This window comes from Chryseobacterium sp. HNCC26DJ241, from assembly GCF_057180505.1.
In genome coordinates this window covers 45,445-61,420 of record NZ_JBXUGL010000008.1, presented here as the reverse complement: position 1 = coordinate 61,420, position 15,976 = coordinate 45,445, and the positions used below count along the sequence as shown (strand labels likewise).

14 protein-coding genes are annotated in these 15,976 nt (G+C 32.7%); 7 read left to right on the top strand and 7 right to left on the bottom strand.

Features of this window, described 5'->3' with window-relative positions:
* Positions 1 to 3 precede the first annotated feature (3 nt).
* The 4 genes from AC2A1C_RS06365 (at position 4) to AC2A1C_RS06350 (ending at position 7,002) form a co-directional block, all read left to right on the top strand.
* A complete protein-coding gene (locus AC2A1C_RS06365; RefSeq protein WP_484024480.1) occupies positions 4 to 597 on the top strand; it encodes a TetR/AcrR family transcriptional regulator in 594 nt (197 codons plus the stop codon).
* Positions 598 to 721: 124 nt separating this feature from the next.
* Entirely contained in the window at positions 722 to 2,089 is a 1,368-nt protein-coding gene (locus AC2A1C_RS06360) for a TolC family protein (RefSeq protein ID WP_484024478.1), read from the top strand.
* Between the two features lie 63 nt (positions 2,090 to 2,152).
* Positions 2,153 to 3,406 (top strand): efflux RND transporter periplasmic adaptor subunit, encoded by a 1,254-nt coding sequence (locus tag AC2A1C_RS06355; RefSeq protein ID WP_484024476.1) that lies wholly within the window; start codon positions 2,153 to 2,155, stop codon positions 3,404 to 3,406.
* Positions 3,407 to 3,438: 32 nt separating this feature from the next.
* Positions 3,439 to 7,002 carry an efflux RND transporter permease subunit gene (locus tag AC2A1C_RS06350; protein ID WP_484024474.1) on the top strand — a complete coding sequence of 1,188 codons (3,564 nt, stop codon included), beginning with the start codon at positions 3,439 to 3,441 and terminating at the stop codon, positions 7,000 to 7,002.
* Positions 7,003 to 7,130: 128 nt separating this feature from the next.
* Here the strand turns inward: AC2A1C_RS06350 and tamL are convergent, their stop codons facing one another.
* Positions 7,131 to 9,713 (bottom strand): translocation and assembly module lipoprotein TamL, encoded by a 2,583-nt coding sequence (gene tamL / locus AC2A1C_RS06345; protein ID WP_484024472.1) that lies wholly within the window; start codon positions 9,711 to 9,713, stop codon positions 7,131 to 7,133.
* Here tamL and AC2A1C_RS06340 point away from each other — a divergent pair.
* The gene (locus AC2A1C_RS06340; RefSeq protein WP_484024470.1) at positions 9,699 to 10,427 is read left to right on the top strand and encodes a TrmH family RNA methyltransferase; all 729 of its coding nucleotides are present in this window, start codon (positions 9,699 to 9,701) and stop codon (positions 10,425 to 10,427) included. The two genes, tamL and AC2A1C_RS06340, sit on opposite strands and share 15 nt — an antisense overlap.
* Before the next feature lie 51 nt (positions 10,428 to 10,478).
* Here AC2A1C_RS06340 and AC2A1C_RS06335 read toward each other — a convergent pair whose 3' ends face one another.
* From AC2A1C_RS06335 to porQ, 6 genes are all read right to left on the bottom strand, one after another.
* Complete coding sequence (locus tag AC2A1C_RS06335) at positions 10,479 to 11,246, bottom strand: CHAP domain-containing protein (RefSeq protein WP_484024468.1); 768 nt, start codon at positions 11,244 to 11,246, stop codon at positions 10,479 to 10,481.
* A gap of 97 nt (positions 11,247 to 11,343) precedes the next feature.
* Positions 11,344 to 11,838 carry a phosphoribosyl-ATP pyrophosphatase gene (locus AC2A1C_RS06330; RefSeq protein WP_484024466.1) on the bottom strand — a complete coding sequence of 165 codons (495 nt, stop codon included), beginning with the start codon at positions 11,836 to 11,838 and terminating at the stop codon, positions 11,344 to 11,346.
* Between the two features lie 3 nt (positions 11,839 to 11,841).
* Positions 11,842 to 12,150, bottom strand: a complete 309-nt coding sequence (locus tag AC2A1C_RS06325) for a phage holin family protein (RefSeq protein WP_484024464.1) — start codon at positions 12,148 to 12,150, stop codon at positions 11,842 to 11,844.
* Between the two features lie 75 nt (positions 12,151 to 12,225).
* A complete protein-coding gene (locus AC2A1C_RS06320; RefSeq protein ID WP_484024462.1) occupies positions 12,226 to 12,606 on the bottom strand; it encodes a YtxH domain-containing protein in 381 nt (126 codons plus the stop codon).
* 79 nt (positions 12,607 to 12,685) lie between these two features.
* On the bottom strand, positions 12,686 to 13,369 hold the full coding sequence (gene cmk / locus AC2A1C_RS06315; RefSeq protein WP_484024460.1) for a (d)CMP kinase: 684 nt from the start codon (positions 13,367 to 13,369) through the stop codon (positions 12,686 to 12,688).
* 50 nt (positions 13,370 to 13,419) lie between these two features.
* Positions 13,420 to 14,418: a type IX secretion system protein PorQ gene (gene porQ, locus AC2A1C_RS06310; RefSeq protein WP_484024458.1), complete on the bottom strand. Its 999-nt coding sequence runs from the start codon at positions 14,416 to 14,418 to the stop codon at positions 13,420 to 13,422.
* Between the two features lie 134 nt (positions 14,419 to 14,552).
* Here porQ and pyrH point away from each other — a divergent pair, with 134 nt between their 5' ends.
* A complete protein-coding gene (gene pyrH / locus AC2A1C_RS06305; RefSeq protein WP_484024457.1) occupies positions 14,553 to 15,260 on the top strand; it encodes a UMP kinase in 708 nt (235 codons plus the stop codon).
* A gap of 98 nt (positions 15,261 to 15,358) precedes the next feature.
* The gene (gene frr / locus AC2A1C_RS06300; protein ID WP_484024455.1) at positions 15,359 to 15,913 is read left to right on the top strand and encodes a ribosome recycling factor; all 555 of its coding nucleotides are present in this window, start codon (positions 15,359 to 15,361) and stop codon (positions 15,911 to 15,913) included.
* Positions 15,914 to 15,976: the final 63 nt, after the last annotated feature.

The following is a 15,976-nucleotide window of genomic DNA, read 5'->3' as shown; positions in this document are numbered from 1 at the left end:
AAAATGTCAAATCAGGTTAAGAAAGATCAAACTCAGGAATTGATTAAGGAAACTGCAAAAAAACTCTTTTTTGTAATGGGAAAATTTGATGCCACAACCCAAGAGATTGCAGATGAGGCAGGAGTAAATAGAACCTTAATTAATTATTATTTTCGTTCGAGAGACAACTTGCTTCAGATCATTTTTGATGAAGCTCAGGAAGTAGAACAAGAAAAATCTAAAATAATCCAGAATTCAGATTTACCGTTTAAAGAAAAAATCAGTAGATTTATTGAAAGCAGCTTGTCTACAAGTCTTCAATATCCTTATTTGGAAACTTATATTGTTTCTCAGATCAATAAAGGAAATTGTTGCAAAAAAGATATAGAAGAGGATATGCTGATGAAGTTATTTAATGATATTGCAACAGAAATGGAAAAAGGCAATATTGAAAAAATGGAACCTGTACAGTTTTTACTGAATATGGTTTCACTATTAGTATTTCCAAGTGCAGTGAGACCTTTGCTGATGGAAAACTTGAAACTGAACGATACAGAATTCGATAGGATTATCTCGGAAAGAAAACAAATTATTTTAAATCTTTTATTCAAAAAATAACAAAGCAAAGCAATCTTGTATTAGATGCATATATGCGGAAAGCAAACAAGAAATGTAAATAATAACGAAATTGATCTTTAAAAAAGACGGTTTCAAGTTCTTTAAAACAAATAAATATCTATATATGAAAAGAAGACTTATCACTGCAAAAAAGCTAAAAAAAGCGATCGTTACAGTCTTTGTTTTTTCAGGTTACCTATCTATACAAGCTCAGCAAAGTTTTACTGTGGAGCAAAGTTTAGATTACGCCGTTGAAAATAATGTAAACGTTAAGAAAGCCAAAATAGACCAAGAAATTGCAGCTCAAAAAGTAAAGGAAACAACAGGAATAGGTTTGCCGCAAATAAATGGTCAAACTCAATATACTTATAACCTGAAAATTCCTGTTACACTTGTGGATGCAAGTAAATTTCCAGGAAGTACAGCTCCGGAAGGTACAATAACTGAGATACCATTTGGATTAAAACATAATGCAACTATAGGAGCTTCACTTACTCAAATTCTTTTCAACGGTTCTTATTTAGTAGGGCTACAATCTGCAAAAGCTTATAAGGAAACAGCTGCTTTAGCTAAAGAAAAAACAGAAATAAGCATTAAAGAAGCTATTCTAATGTCTTACACAGCAGTAATTGTAACTGATGAAAATTTGAAAACTTTAGAAGAAAACAGAAAAGTTGCCGAAAAAACATTGAATGATACCAAACAAACATATAAGGTTGGTCTTATTGAAGAACAAAATGTAGAGCAGCTAGAATATAGCTATAAAAATCTTGTTGTAAATATTGAAAATCTTAAAAGGACAAGAACCAAGTTGCTTATGACTCTTAAATATCTCATGGGATATCCTTTAGATCAAAATATTGATTTAACCACTTCTTTAGATGAGATGGTTCAGAAAAATCAGGTATTAGTAGACCAAAATTCTGATGTAAATATAGATCAGCATATAGATTTAAGACTGAGAAACAATGCAATAAAGTTGTCAGAATTAAAACTAAAACTTCAAAAATCGAAAGCACTTCCTTCATTATCAGGATTTGCAAATTACGGAATCAATTCCGGAAATAATAAATTTACTTTTTTTGATTCAGATAACAGATGGTTTGGTTCTTCTTCTTTAGGTGTACAATTAGACGTACCTATTTTTAGCGGTTTTCAAAGAAAATGGGGAACCGAACAGGCTAAACTTGATCTTAAAAAAGCCCAAATGGATAAAGAAGATACTGAGAGAAACCTGAAAAATGATTATTTTGGAAAGTCTATAGAGTATAATAATGCTTTTGAAAGCTATAAAACGGTTCAGGATCTCATAAAATTATCTTCTAATATTTACAGAAAAGAGCAAATAAAATTCAAAGAAGGTTTGGGTAGTAGTTTTGATTTGCAACAGGCAGAAACACAATTATATGATTCTCAAGCAAAATACTATCAAGCAGCTTTAAGTCTAATTCAGGCAAAAGTAGCACTTGACAAAGCAAAAGGTGAGTTATAAACTGCAATCTTTTAATTTTTTAAATCTTTTCATCATTAAATTAAAAAATAAACAATATTCCATATGAAAAAAATATTTCTTCCACTTGCATTATTGCTATCTCTTGCAGCCTGCAAGAAAGATGATGCAACCAACAAAAACTTGGAAACTTTAATAAAAAATAAAGATATAAAAGGTTTACAAGCATACAAAGACCACCAGAAAGCTAAAATAGACAGCCTTAATAATATCATGGCTGAAGTAGACAAAAATCTTTCAGCATTAGGAGTTAATCAGTCTACAGGTTTTGTTTCCTTACAAAAAATACAGCAAACTTCTTTCAGCCATAATGTAGAAATACAAGGCAATGTAACTACTGATCAGGATATAGTTTTGCAACCACAGTTTAACGGTGTATTATCTCTGTATGTAAAAGAAGGACAAAGAGTAAACAGAGGTCAGATAATAGGTAGAGTTGCAGATGGAGGTCTTAATGATCAATACAAACAAGCTCAAATACAAGTAGCTGCAGCTAATGCAAATTTGCAACAGGTAAGATCTCAAGCTAATTTAGCCAAGGTGCTTTACGAAAAACAAGCAGCACTTTGGAAGCAAAAAATTGGTTCAGAATATCAGTATTTACAAGCAAAAACTACTTATGAATCTGCACAAAAGCAAATAGCAGCAGCACAAAGTCAAGTAGGAGCAGCACAAAAACAAGTAGACTATATCAGAACTAATTTATCTAAAACAGCTATTGTAGCACCGTTTAGTGGAGTTATAGACGAAGTGATAACCCAAAACGGGCAAGTGGTAACGGCAGCACCACCTACCAATATTGTAAAATTGATAAGTCTGGGAACAATGCGTGTAGAAGCCAAAGTTCCTGAAACTTATTTGGCAAATATAAAGCAAGGTACAAATGTAGAAGTTTTCTTTCCAACGCTTAATAAGACCTTAAAATCAAGTGTAAAATTAATAGGGAATTATATAGATCCTACTACAAGAACATTCACTATTCAAATTCCAGTTCCTAATGAAGGAGGCTATGTAAAACCGAATTTATTGGCACAAATCAAAATTCAGGATTATCTTAATCCGTCTGCTATACAGGTAGCTTCACAATATATTTATGAAGATGCAGCACACAGAAATTATGTATTTATTGCGACCAATATAAATGGCGAAAATGCTGTTGTCAAAAAGGTTTATGTAGAGGAAGGACAAAAATCTGAAAACAATGTAGAAATTACAAACGGACTGAAAACAGGCGATATGGTAATTACTGATGGTTCTAAAAACCTTACCGACGGACAGAAAATAAAAATATCCCTATAAAATCTTAATTCATTTTAAAACAAATTAAAAATATGGGCGAAAATAAACACCACGAAAAAGAATCTTTCTTTTCCAGTTGGGCTGTAGATAATAGAACCACAGTGTATGTACTTACTTTCATTATAGTAATACTGGGGATTTTTTCTTACATGTCTATGCCGAGAGAGAGTTTTCCGGAAGTGGTAGAAAACAAAATATATGTATCTTCCATATATCCCGGAAACTCTGCGGAAGATGTAGAAAAACTGGTAACAAAAGAACTCGAAGATAAATTTAAAAACGTTTCAGGAGTAAACAAGGTAACCTCCAATTCTTTTCAGGATTATTGTTTGATTACAATAGAATTCGATGAAAAAGTTCCTTTAGCAGAAGCAAAACAAAGGATAAAAGATAAAGTAGACGAAGCAAAAGGAGACCAGGATTGGCCTACTGTAGATTCCGGATCAAAGGTAGAGCCAAGTGTTTTTGATCTTAACATTTCTGAAGAAATGCCTATTCTGAATATAAACGTTAAAGGAAATTATCCAAAATTTACTTTAAAGCAATATGCTGATGATATCAAAGATGATTTGGAAGACATTTCTGAAGTAAAAGAAGCTGTTGTTTTAGGAGTTGATGATAATGAAGTGGAAGTAGCATTAGATTTATTTAAAATGAATGCGGCTGGAGTAAGTTTCGATCAAGTTATCAATGCCATAAGAAACGAAAACATTACCATTTCCGGAGGAAATCTCATTACAGAAGGCAACCGTGAAAATGTGAGAATAAAAGGCCAGATCTCAAAACCTTCAGATCTTAATCAGTTTTTAGTAAAGCCTGGTGTAAAAATACAGGACATTGCAACTGTAGCCTTTAAAGAAAAAGAAAAAACTACATACGCAAGAGAATCCGGAAAAGATGTAGTAATGATTAACCTGAAAAAAAGATCGGGAAGCAATATGATTGCTGCCATAGAACAAGCTAAAGAAAAAATAAAAAAAGCTCAGGAAACTTATCTTCCGAAAGATTTGGATATTTCGCTTACTTCAGACCAATCTACCGATGTAGAACATCAGGTGAACGAACTTGCTAATCACATATTAATAGGTATTCTTTTGGTAATGTGCGTATTGAGTTTTTCAATGGGGCTTAAAAATGCATTATTTGTTGGAACAGCAATTCCGCTTTCCATGTTAATTGCTTTTGCGGTATTAAGTGCTTTCGGAGTTACATTGAATACAATGGTACTTTTTGCAATGGTAATGGGACTCGGTATGTTGGTAGATGATGGAATTGTAGTGGTAGACAATGTTTACGCCAATATGGAAAAAGGATACAAAAGAAGAGAGGCTTCCAAATTTGGAATCGGCGAAATTGCATTTCCTGTAATTACTTCTACTTTAACAACGGTTTTCGCATTCTTGCCGATGCTTCTTTGGCCGGGAATTATGGGAGAATTTATGAAGTATTTTCCTATTACTCTTACCGTTACACTTTTAGCATCACTTTTTGTAGCATTGGTAATCAATGCTTCTATGACGGCAGGAGGTATGTCACTTGATAATAAGAACCTGTCACAAGGTCAGGCAAAAAAGTATACGTTAATTTTTATCATTACCGGAGTTTTCTTTGGAATAATAAGAATACTTACAAAAATTGATTTTTTCTTGGCAGGTGTAACCTTATCTGTGTTGGCTATTGCCGCTATTTGGCTTTACAAAAACTTTTTCCATGACAGAATAGAGCATTTTCAGTATACATTTTTCCCAAATTTGGCTAAAAAATATCAGGTATTTTTAAGAAATCTTTTACAAGGAAAAAAACCGAGAAATGCCTTTTTAGGAGTAGTAGGTGTACTATTTTTTTCATTTATTTTATATGGTGTAATGACCAGTATAGGACGTTCTAAGGTACTTTTCTTTCCGGAAAACACACCAAAACAAACCATCGTTTATTTAGAATATCCTCAAGGAACAGATATTGCAAAAACTAATAGTGCTACAAAACAGGTAGAAGCGAAGATTCTTAATGTTATTAATAAATATAAAAATCCTAAAACTGGTAAAAATCTTTTGGTTGAATCCATGGTAACCCAAGTTGGAAAAGGTGCTATCAATCCTCAAGTAGATGCAGGTTCACAAGCAGATACACCTTTCAAATCTAAAATTACCATCACTTATGTAGAATTTGCAAAACGTAATGGTATTGATACAGGCGATGTAATGGAAGATATTAGAAAGGCAATTCCTAATATTCCGGGTTTTACTTTTACAGTAGAAAAAGATGCGGCAGGACCGCCGGTTGGTTATCCAATTTCTATTGAATTGAAAGGCGACAACTATGACGATCTGCTTACGGAAGCACAAAAGATGATTACTTATGTTAATGGACAAGGCATTTCCGGTATAGAAAAACTTCAGTCCGATATTAATAAAGAAAGTCCGGAACTTATCATTGATATTGACAGGGAAACCGCAGGAAATATGGGTGTTAATACTGCTTATACAGGAATTACTCTTCGTAGAGCTTTGTTTGGGCAAGATATTTCTACTTTCAAAGATACGAAAGACGATTATGATATTTCCGTAAGGTTGCAACAAGATCAGAGAAGAAATACCAGTTTGTTGTTCAATCAGCCAATTACACTTCAAGGACCTTTTGGATCAGTTTTAGTACCTATGTCTACTTTCTCTACCATGAAAGAAGAAAATACTTTCAATAAAATCAAGAGAAAAGACAATACCAGAACAATTATGATCTATTCTAATGTATTGAAAGGGTATAATAATAATGAAGTTGTAGAAAAAATTAAGACATCTTTGAAAAATTACAAAACTCCTGAAGGAATTACATATGGTTTTGGTGGTGAACAGGAAGAACAGGGAAAAAATATGAATTTCCTATTGTTTGCACTATTTCTGGCAATGGCTATGGTTACGGCTATTATTGTATTCCAGTTCAATTCACTTTCTAAAACCCTTATTATTATGACCACTATTTTCTTGAGTTTTGCAGGGGTATTTTTAGGTTTGTCAATTTTTGGGATGGATTTCGTGATTTTGATGACCATGATGGGAATTATCTCTCTTGCAGGAGTTGTGGTGAAAAACGGTATCGTTCTCATGGATTTCTTTGTGCTAAGACTTGACGAAAAAGTAGCCCAAAAAGGAGTAGAAACCCATGATGATCTTGAGTTGGAAGAAGTAAAAGAAATTATTGTAGAATCTGGAAAAGAGCGTTTGAGACCTGTATTATTAACAGCAACTACGGCAATTTTAGGATTAATTCCGTTAGCAGTAGGATTGAATTTTGATGTTGCTTCTTTCCTTACTACGCTTAATCCTCATTTTTCATTGGGAGGAGACAATGTAATGTTTTGGGGACCATTAGCATGGACCATTATTTTCGGACTTTCATTTGCAACTTTCTTAACATTGATTATCGTTCCGGTAATGTTCTACATTATTTCTAAACGAAAAATCAAAAGAAGAAGAAAGTATGTTGAAAAACACGCACATGATGCAGAAAAAGATGCAGCAGAACAAGAAAGATTAAAAAAACTCTATCCAGGAGAGTTTGAATATCACAAAAAATCGACTCCAGATTTAGAATCATAAGAAGAAAAAGGGACTGCATATTTTATATACAGTCCCTTTTTTAATTAAAGCCAATCTAAATTTTTATCAATTTAAAAATACGCTTTAACCTTTCAATTTTTTCACAAAATTATCGTAACAATATTTCATTAAAAAGGATATCCAAATGCAAAATTCAGAACAGGTTTTAAAGGCTGCCATTTTCCAATTACCCAACGATCACCTATTGCTTGATTGGGATCATAAACTTTATAAGCTGCATCAAGTCTTAGTGTAATATAAGCAACATTTATCCGAAGTCCAACTCCAGTTCCGACACCCATTTGACTAATAAATTTATTGAATCTAAACTGATCTCCAAAACCACTGTCTTTTAAGCTCCAAATGTTTCCTGCATCTACAAAAAATGCTCCTTCAAACATGTTATTAAAAGGCATTCTATATTCGATATTGGTAGTAAGTTTTACATTATCCATAAGATACGATCTCACTCTTACATCGGTTTGCAAATCTGCAGGGCCCAATCCTCCAAAAACTCTCCATGCACGGATATCGTTGGAGCCTCCATTCAGATAAGATCGTACAAAAGGCATAGCGCTGGAATTTCCGTATGGAATTCCTAAACCGATGAACTGGCGTAATACTAATGTATGATGATCAAAAAAATTGAAATACTTTCTCACATCAAAATCAAATTTTACAAATTGTGAATACGGAATCCCAAAAAGCGTTTTGAATTTCCCTGAGGTGAGACCGGAACCTTCATTATTACTCAATAATCCAAGCAGGTTTCCTGCCATTTCAAATTTAGCATTAAAATAAAAAGGATTGGGGTGATCTTTTTTTCCAATTTCATTATAGATAAAATTATAAATCAAAGAACTGATCAGTACATCTTGTGTTTGTCTTTCTTTATTTAGTAGAGATTGTAGAAAACCATAATATAAGTTCTGATTTTCTGCGGAATTGATTACAAAATTTTCTATTAACTCCTGACTTTCCAGAGCCAGTAAAGATGCGTCATCAAATGTAATATTCCCAGAGAGATAGTCTGGATAAAGTTCCGGATGTATTTTAAAATATTCTTCATGAATACGGCTTACAATATCTCTTTCTCCTGTGAAATAATCGTAATATTTTTCTTTATTTCGTGTCAAGCTGAATTGTGTATTGAAAAGCGTAAGTCGATGTGAAACAATATCATTTACATTAGCAAAATAATTCAAACTCCCATTAAAACCTATTCTTCCCAAACCAATATTATCCTGAATGGAAGCTCCCAAAACTATAGATGAAGAAGGAGAATATCTTTTAGGAATGAGCTTGTCATATTTAAACGGCAGAAATAATTTAGGAACATTTAGTGCAACTTGTGTGGAGACTTCATAAGCAAGGGCTCTCTTATTGATGTCTTTGGTATCTACTACCGAACCGAATGTTCCGGCAATAGAAGTAGTAATATTTTCTGCATCTCCAAATACATTTCTGGAAGTGAGGTCTAAAGAAGGTGAAATTCCAAAGTTTAAAATCTGAGAATAATTAATATCTGCAGCAGCCTTAAATTCATATTTAGGAAGAGGAGCTAAAAAGTAAGAAACATCCAAAATGCTATCCATATTTTTCCGGATAGTTTCTTTGTAGCTTATAATACTGAAATTGTTTGTAGAAGCTATATTTCTTTTAGATAAATCCAAATTCCGTTGCTTGTAGATATCACCGTTTTTAAGAATGATGGGTCTCCATAATGACATTTGGGAATATTGATCATCCAAACGGTACACTTGTATACCATCTCGCATTGAGTCTTTTTGAGCAACAGCAGAATCTGCCAATTTTTCCAGAAGATAAACTTTTATATCTCCGATTGTGGTTCTTTTATAAGGAGAGTCAATAGAATCTTTATGAATTTCAAGTGTTAATGGTACTTGTTTTCTGCTTTGCAAAGTATCGGCAGTAAAATAGATATCTTCATTATCAGAATTGAATTTGTAATATCCATAATCCTTCATCAAATCATTAATTCTTTTTACTTCTTTTTCCAAAACAGTCTGATCGAGGATTTGCTTATTTTTTATCAGACTTTTGGTAAGATCTTCTTTGTAAATCCATTTAATTGCTGGATCTGGTATGTCATAATAATATCCATCAATATAAGTAGCATCTTTTGGATTTATATAATATGTAACTTCAGCTTTTTTATTAGCCGAATCCAATTTATGAGTAAATTTAGTTTCTGTATCCCAATAGCCTCTGTAAACTAAATATTTTCTAATAGAATTGGCACTGTTCTCCGTTTTTGCCTGATCTAGAATTACCGGAGGCTGTCCAAAATTGTGACGAAACCTACTGAAAAACATATTTTTTCCAACATATTCTGGATGTCCAGATTTTATAGATAAAGAATCACGAAGTTTCTGATTTCTCATTTCACTGGGAAAGGTAGAATATTCATTTAAAATAGAATCGTATTTCGGATTAGAACCATTGTAAAGCCAAAGCCCAATCGGTAAAAGAAAAAGTTGTTTTTTATTAGGTTTCTGATTTACATAATTAGGAATTTCATTGGCGAAAATTTTTTTTCCTTCATACTTGAAATCGTTTTTGGTAAGCAGATAGTTTCCATCCGGAACTTTTTTCGTTGTACTACAGGCTAAAAGCACAATAAAGGTGGTTGCAGAAGAGAAAAATAAATAATACTTTTGGAGATATTTTATAAAATGCTTACAGCTCATACAATCAAGATTTTAAAGTCTTTAGACAAAAAAAAGTTTAGACAAAAATACAACTTGTTTTTGGTAGAAGGTAATAAAATTATAAAAGAGCTTCCTAATACACATTTCAAAGTTCGAGAAATATTTTCCATAAATCCTGACTCTCTTGACTTTAATGAAGAAAAAATAGTAAAAATTTCTGATCAAGATTTAAAAAAAATAAGTTTTTTGCAAAATCCTAAAGACTCTGCTGCAATATGTGAACTTTATGAAAACAAGTTTTTAGAAAATGTTGCACGACAAATTGTTCTTGACGGAATTCAAGATCCCGGAAATATGGGTACAATTATCCGTCTTGCCGATTGGTTTGGAATTGAACAAATTATTTGCAGCAACGATACTGTTGATTTTTATAATCCTAAAGTAATACAAGCAAGCATGGGATCTTTCACAAGGGTGAATATTGTATATAAAGATCTGGATGAATTTTTGAAAACAACACCTAATCAAAATATCGGAACAGACATGGATGGTGAAAATATTTTTTCTTGGGGTGTTCCTGAAAAATTCAATCTGATTTTAGGAAACGAAGGAAATGGAATACGTCCCGAAACCGAAAAATTATTGCATAAAAAAATTACTATTCCCAGATTCGGAAGCAAAAAAATCACAGAAAGTCTTAATGTTTCTATGGCTGCTGGAATTATTTTAGGGCAAATATTTTCGGGTAAATAAAAAAATACCTGCTCAATTTTTAAACAGGTATTTTTTTTATAGAAATCTTGATTATGTACTTTTAAAATCAATAAAACCGTTTTCGATAGAATTTATTTTTCGTGTCAATTTAAAAACGCCGACACCTTCACGACTTCCGTTGTTATTAGAGTTTCCTTCTATAGTTTCAATATAGCCACCATTTACAGCTGTGATAATACCGGTGTGTCCTTTTCCGCCTCCATAATTTCGGATAAATACAAAGCCGGGTTTTAGTAAAGATGGGTTGTTTACAGCATCAGCTTTTTTTATTTTCTTATTTTTTGTCTCATTCCATTGTCTTAAAACTCCTCCTGTTTTTATCATTGGATTAGGTTTTCCGATTTTTTTGGAAGCCTCATCAAAGCACCAGTAGACAAATGCCATACACCAAGGAAAACTACCTGAGTTTGCATCCAATCCTACCGATTTCAAAAATTTGGCAACGTCTTTTCCTCTATTGCTATTAGGTGGATCTTCCCGAACTCCTAATTGGGAGTTTGCGATTTTAATTACTTCTTTAAATAAATCATTTGTAGGAGTATCAATTTGAGGAGTATCGCTTTCTTTAAATAAAATTTGCCAAGTAATAGGGCCAATTTTTCCATCAACAATCAAAGGAACACCATTAATGTCGGTATTTCTTGATTGAAATAATTTTACAGAAGCAAAAGTTTGATTTCCAAAATCTCCGTCTACTTCTAACGGACCACAGTTTACTTTTAGAAGCTGATTTTGAACGGCGGTTACTATTTTTTTATCTTTTTCGCCTTTTTTGATAATTCGATTAGGGTATTTCATAAGATTAGTAGTTTTTTAATTTTAGAATACTAATTTATGAAAACCTAACTATAAGTTTTTAGGGTTTTTTAACGCAATTTTGTTAAAAAAATGAGAGTTAAATCAACTGTTCCAAACTCGAAGTAGCTTTATTTTTTTGGTATTGTTCCAGTTTTTGGCGAACAAATTTCAGAGCAATTGGCGCAATATAGATCATAGCAAAACCAATAGCTTTTTTCTTCCAACTGGAATGTGCAAGATTTTTTTTAGCATAATTTCCGGCAAAAGCCACTAGTGCTATTTTGATAGCATTTTCTGCAAGAGCAGTTCCTGTATCACCGGTTGCAAATCCTACAACAGAATTTTTATTGACATTATCTTTTATTTTGGCACTTACGTCTTTGATAATGTTTCCTGTTTTCAAAGAAAGTTTAGAGGTTCCGTCTTCCTGTATATTTTCCTTAATGTATTGATCTGTAAATCCATGCGTCATAGCGCTCAAACTTTCTTTAGTATTTTCAAAAGTAATAAGATTTTCCAGGTCTTTAATGTCCTTTTTTAAAAGTTCTTTTTTTCTTTGAAGTTCTGTAAGGTTGCTGTATCGTAGAGACATTTTTTAATCGTTTAAAAGTTCAATGATTTTGTTAGCTACACTTTTCATAATGACTTTTCTGAATATCAGAATAAAAATAAAAATGACAAAATAAAAAATGGAAAGAATGAGAAAACCATATCCATAATTTCCTAAGTAATGACCAATAAAAAAACCAACCGCTATATTGAGCAGAAGTATAAAAAAAGATAGGGCAATGAAAACTAAAACCGAAAAAACAATTAAACCTGAACCTACTGAAGTTTTTTCAGTTGCAGTGAGTTTTAAAAGCTCAAGTCTTTTGGAGCTGTATTCTTTTAGAATCTCAATCATAAATACGAATAATTTCGAAGGTACAAAAAAAAGGAACTCGAAACAAGTTCCTTTTATTGTTTTTAAAAGAAAGGTTTATTGTAAGCTATCTAATTCGTTTTCTACATCTTTTACCACATCTGTCGTTTTAGATATAGCCTGATCTTTATATTTTTCATAACCTTCCTTTACGGAAGATGCCACTCTATCAGCAGTTTCTTTTACCTGTTCAGAAAGATGGTTATATTGGCTTTTTACTTTTTCAGACACATCTTGGTACTGATTTTTTGCCTTTTCAGACACTTTTCCGTACTGATCTACAGCCTGATCTCTGAAATCTTCAGCTTTTTTCTTTATTTTTTTTCTGGTTTCTTTTCCTTCTTCAGGAGCATAAAGCATTCCTAAAACCACACCTGCTGCTGCACCTGCCAATAATCCTGCAAGTACACCGGCTGTATTATTTCTTTTTTTTGACATTTTCTCTTGTTTTTAAAAGTTATTAAATAGAGTTGAATTAAAGTTACAATTTATATACCAAAGGAAATAATTATAAATCTTAAAGTTTGTTAATTGTATTGATTTTGGAAAGTATAAGATCTATTGTTTCTTTTTTGGTAAGGAAGGTATTATCAATTAAAATAGCATCTTCTGCTTGTTTCAAAGGAGCAATTTCTCTTTCACTGTCTATTTTGTCTCGTGAAATCAGATTTTCTTTTACTGTATTCAGATCTGTTTCTATTTCCATTCCCTGCAATTCAAGAAATCTTCTTTTTGCTCTTTCGTCTACACTGGCTGTGAGGAAAAATTTGTAATCAGCATCCGGAAGAATTACGGTTCCGATATCTCTTCCGTCCATTATCACACCTCCTTTTTCTGCCATTTTTCTTTGTGTATTCAGGAGAAAATCGCGCACTTCTTTTTGCTTTGCAATGAGGCTTACGTTATCAGAAACTCTTTGTTCACGGATTTCTTTGGAAATATTTTTGTCATTGAGGTAGAGAATCATTTCTCCGTTTTCATTTCTAAATTCCAGATTAATATTTTCAAATTTTGAAAAAAGAGTCAGAAGATCTATTTCATTGTTACTATCAAGGCAATTTTCTATTGCAAAATAAGTTACACCTCTATATAAAGCTCCGGTATCCAGATGAACAAGACCCAATTTTTTTGCAATAATTTTAGAAATGGAACTTTTTCCTGTAGAAGAAAATCCGTCAATGGCAATCACCAAATTTTTCATACCACAAAAGTGCTGATTTTTTTGAAACGAAAAAAATAGAAAAGCAGATTTTATCTTCGATTTCCGCCAAGTTCTATCAAATCCATTGTCAGTCCAAACATATTTACATTGGAAGAATTGTGGTAACGAACATGAGCATAATCAAATTTGAAATACGAAATTTTGATACCAAAACCAGCAGACAGCCCGGAAAAACTACGCTGATCAATAACAGCAAGCTCATTTCCTCTTTTTACATTATAGCCAAACCTAATATTAAAGGATTGTTGCGGAAAAATCTCTGCACCAAAGGAAAGATGATCGAAAGCTTTGCGTGTCCATCGTACTTCCTGCCCGTTAATATTATAATCTTGAGAAATGTTAAATTTCTGTAGATCATGGGCAGTAATAGTAAGAGCAAGTGGAAACTCGTCCAAAATTTTGGTGTATCCCAAGTCTATTCTGAAAGGAAGTTTTTCACGAACTCCATTATAAGGACGGATTTGATATCCAAAATTTCTGGCAACTAAAGAAAGAGTTTCATTGGTTTTTTCAAAATGATAGGTAACACCTGCACTTGCTGCAACTGCCATTGAAGTATACGTGTCAATTTTTGAGGTCACAAAATTTACATTTGTTCCTATTGTCCATTCATCTTCGAATTGATAGGCATATCCTACACCAAAAGCAGCATCCATTGCACTGAATTCTCCGGAAATATTGGCGGCTTCATCCGTTCTCGGCGTTTTTCCATAATCCATATATCGTGCATTGATGGAAAGCAAATGCCCGTATTGCAAATCTCTTACATAGCTGATTGTGCCGTAATTGGAATCTGCAAGATACGATGCGTAATTAATAGAAAGCATTTTATCCTGTTCCAAATTCATGAGTGCAGGATTGATTCCTGAAAAACTCACATCATTATCTCTTATAGAAACAGCGTCTCCTCCTAAAGCAGCTTGTCTTGCTGAGACAGGAATATTCATAAAAGGATACACTGTAGTTCCATCCTGAGCGAATGAAAACCAAGAGCAGAGTAAAAATGAAAAAATGGAAAACTTCTTCAAAATGAAACTTTAGCTTTGCAAAAATAATTTTTTTTCAGAGGGTATAAAATTTTTCTCTGTAAATATAAATCTATTAACGAAATTATTTGTGATTCCTTATATTTGCAGCACAAATATTTTTTATAAAAGTAGAAATGAAATACAAAAGAATTCTTCTGAAACTTAGTGGAGAGGCATTAATGGGAAACAGACAATATGGAATTGACAACGAACGCCTTAAAGAATATGCCGCAGAAATTAAAAAAGTAGTGGATCTTGGATGTGAAGTTGCCATTGTAATTGGAGGAGGAAATATTTTCAGAGGATTGGCTGGTGCAGCAAAAGGAATGGATAGAGTTCAGGGTGATTATATGGGAATGCTTGCAACAGTAATTAATGGTATGGCTTTACAGGGAGCTTTGGAAGATGCAGGAATTAAAACCCGCTTGCAAAGCGCTATTGAAATGGATAAAGTAGCCGAACCTTTCATCAAAAGAAGAGCAGTGAGACATTTGGAAAAAGGAAGAGTAGTGATTTTTGGAGCAGGAACCGGAAATCCATATTTTACAACTGACACAGCAGCTACTTTGAGAGCAATCGAAATTGATGCAGATGTTATCTTAAAAGGAACTAGAGTAGATGGAATCTATGACAGTGATCCTGAAAAAAATGCTGATGCCGTGAAATATAATTCTCTTACTTTTGAAGAAGTTTTTGAAAAAGACTTAAAAGTGATGGATATGACAGCCTTTACTTTAAGCCATGAAAATAAGTTGCCTATTATTGTTTTCGATATGAATAAGGAAAATAACCTACTGAAATTAGTTCAGGGAGAAAAGATCGGAACATTAGTAGATTTATAAAACAAGTAAAAGAGCAATTAAATAAAAAAATAGTATTTGCTGATTACTAATGACTTATTGCTCATAAAATGTGTAACCTATCAAATTTTAAATATATAATGGAAGAATTAGATCTTATTGTAGAAACCGTAAAACAGGAAATGGATGCCGCTATAAAACATTTGGATCATGCATTTCAAAAAATTAGAGCTGGAAGAGCTTCAACTTCTATGGTTCAGGATGTGATGGTAGAATATTATGGAGCAATGACACCAATCAATCAGGTGGCGAATGTTTCGGTTCCGGATGCAATGACAATTTCTATTCAACCATGGGACAGAACAGCGATTAATGCTATTGAAAAGGCAATTATCATTTCAAATTTAGGATTTGCTCCATCCAATAATGGTGAATATATTATTTTGAATGTTCCACCATTAACAGAAGAAAGAAGAAGGGATCTTTCTAAACAAGCCAAATCGGAAGGTGAACAAACAAAAGTAACCATCCGAAATGCAAGACAAGATGGAATGAAAGAACTAAAAAAACTTGATGGAGTTTCTGAAGATTTAATAAAAAATGTAGAAGCGGATATTCAAGAGCTTACCGATAAATATGTAAAATTAGTTGATGAGCATGTGAAAGCGAAAGAGACTGATATTATGAAGGTATAATAAAATAATGAAAAAATATAAAACCCGTTTCAATATGATTTTGAAACGGGTTTTTATTTATAA

Coding starts and splice junctions, on each gene's coding strand:
- AC2A1C_RS06365 (WP_484024480.1), top strand. CDS start 4: ATGTCAAATCAGGTTAAGAAAGATCAAACTCAGGAATTGATTAAGGAA.
- AC2A1C_RS06360 (WP_484024478.1), top strand. CDS start 722: ATGAAAAGAAGACTTATCACTGCAAAAAAGCTAAAAAAAGCGATCGTT.
- AC2A1C_RS06355 (WP_484024476.1), top strand. CDS start 2,153: ATGAAAAAAATATTTCTTCCACTTGCATTATTGCTATCTCTTGCAGCC.
- AC2A1C_RS06350 (WP_484024474.1), top strand. CDS start 3,439: ATGGGCGAAAATAAACACCACGAAAAAGAATCTTTCTTTTCCAGTTGG.
- AC2A1C_RS06340 (WP_484024470.1), top strand. CDS start 9,699: ATGCTTACAGCTCATACAATCAAGATTTTAAAGTCTTTAGACAAAAAA.
- tamL (WP_484024472.1), bottom strand. CDS start 9,713: ATGAGCTGTAAGCATTTTATAAAATATCTCCAAAAGTATTATTTATTT.
- AC2A1C_RS06335 (WP_484024468.1), bottom strand. CDS start 11,246: ATGAAATACCCTAATCGAATTATCAAAAAAGGCGAAAAAGATAAAAAA.
- AC2A1C_RS06330 (WP_484024466.1), bottom strand. CDS start 11,838: ATGTCTCTACGATACAGCAACCTTACAGAACTTCAAAGAAAAAAAGAA.
- AC2A1C_RS06325 (WP_484024464.1), bottom strand. CDS start 12,150: ATGATTGAGATTCTAAAAGAATACAGCTCCAAAAGACTTGAGCTTTTA.
- AC2A1C_RS06320 (WP_484024462.1), bottom strand. CDS start 12,606: ATGTCAAAAAAAAGAAATAATACAGCCGGTGTACTTGCAGGATTATTG.
- cmk (WP_484024460.1), bottom strand. CDS start 13,369: ATGAAAAATTTGGTGATTGCCATTGACGGATTTTCTTCTACAGGAAAA.
- pyrH (WP_484024457.1), top strand. CDS start 14,553: ATGAAATACAAAAGAATTCTTCTGAAACTTAGTGGAGAGGCATTAATG.
- frr (WP_484024455.1), top strand. CDS start 15,359: ATGGAAGAATTAGATCTTATTGTAGAAACCGTAAAACAGGAAATGGAT.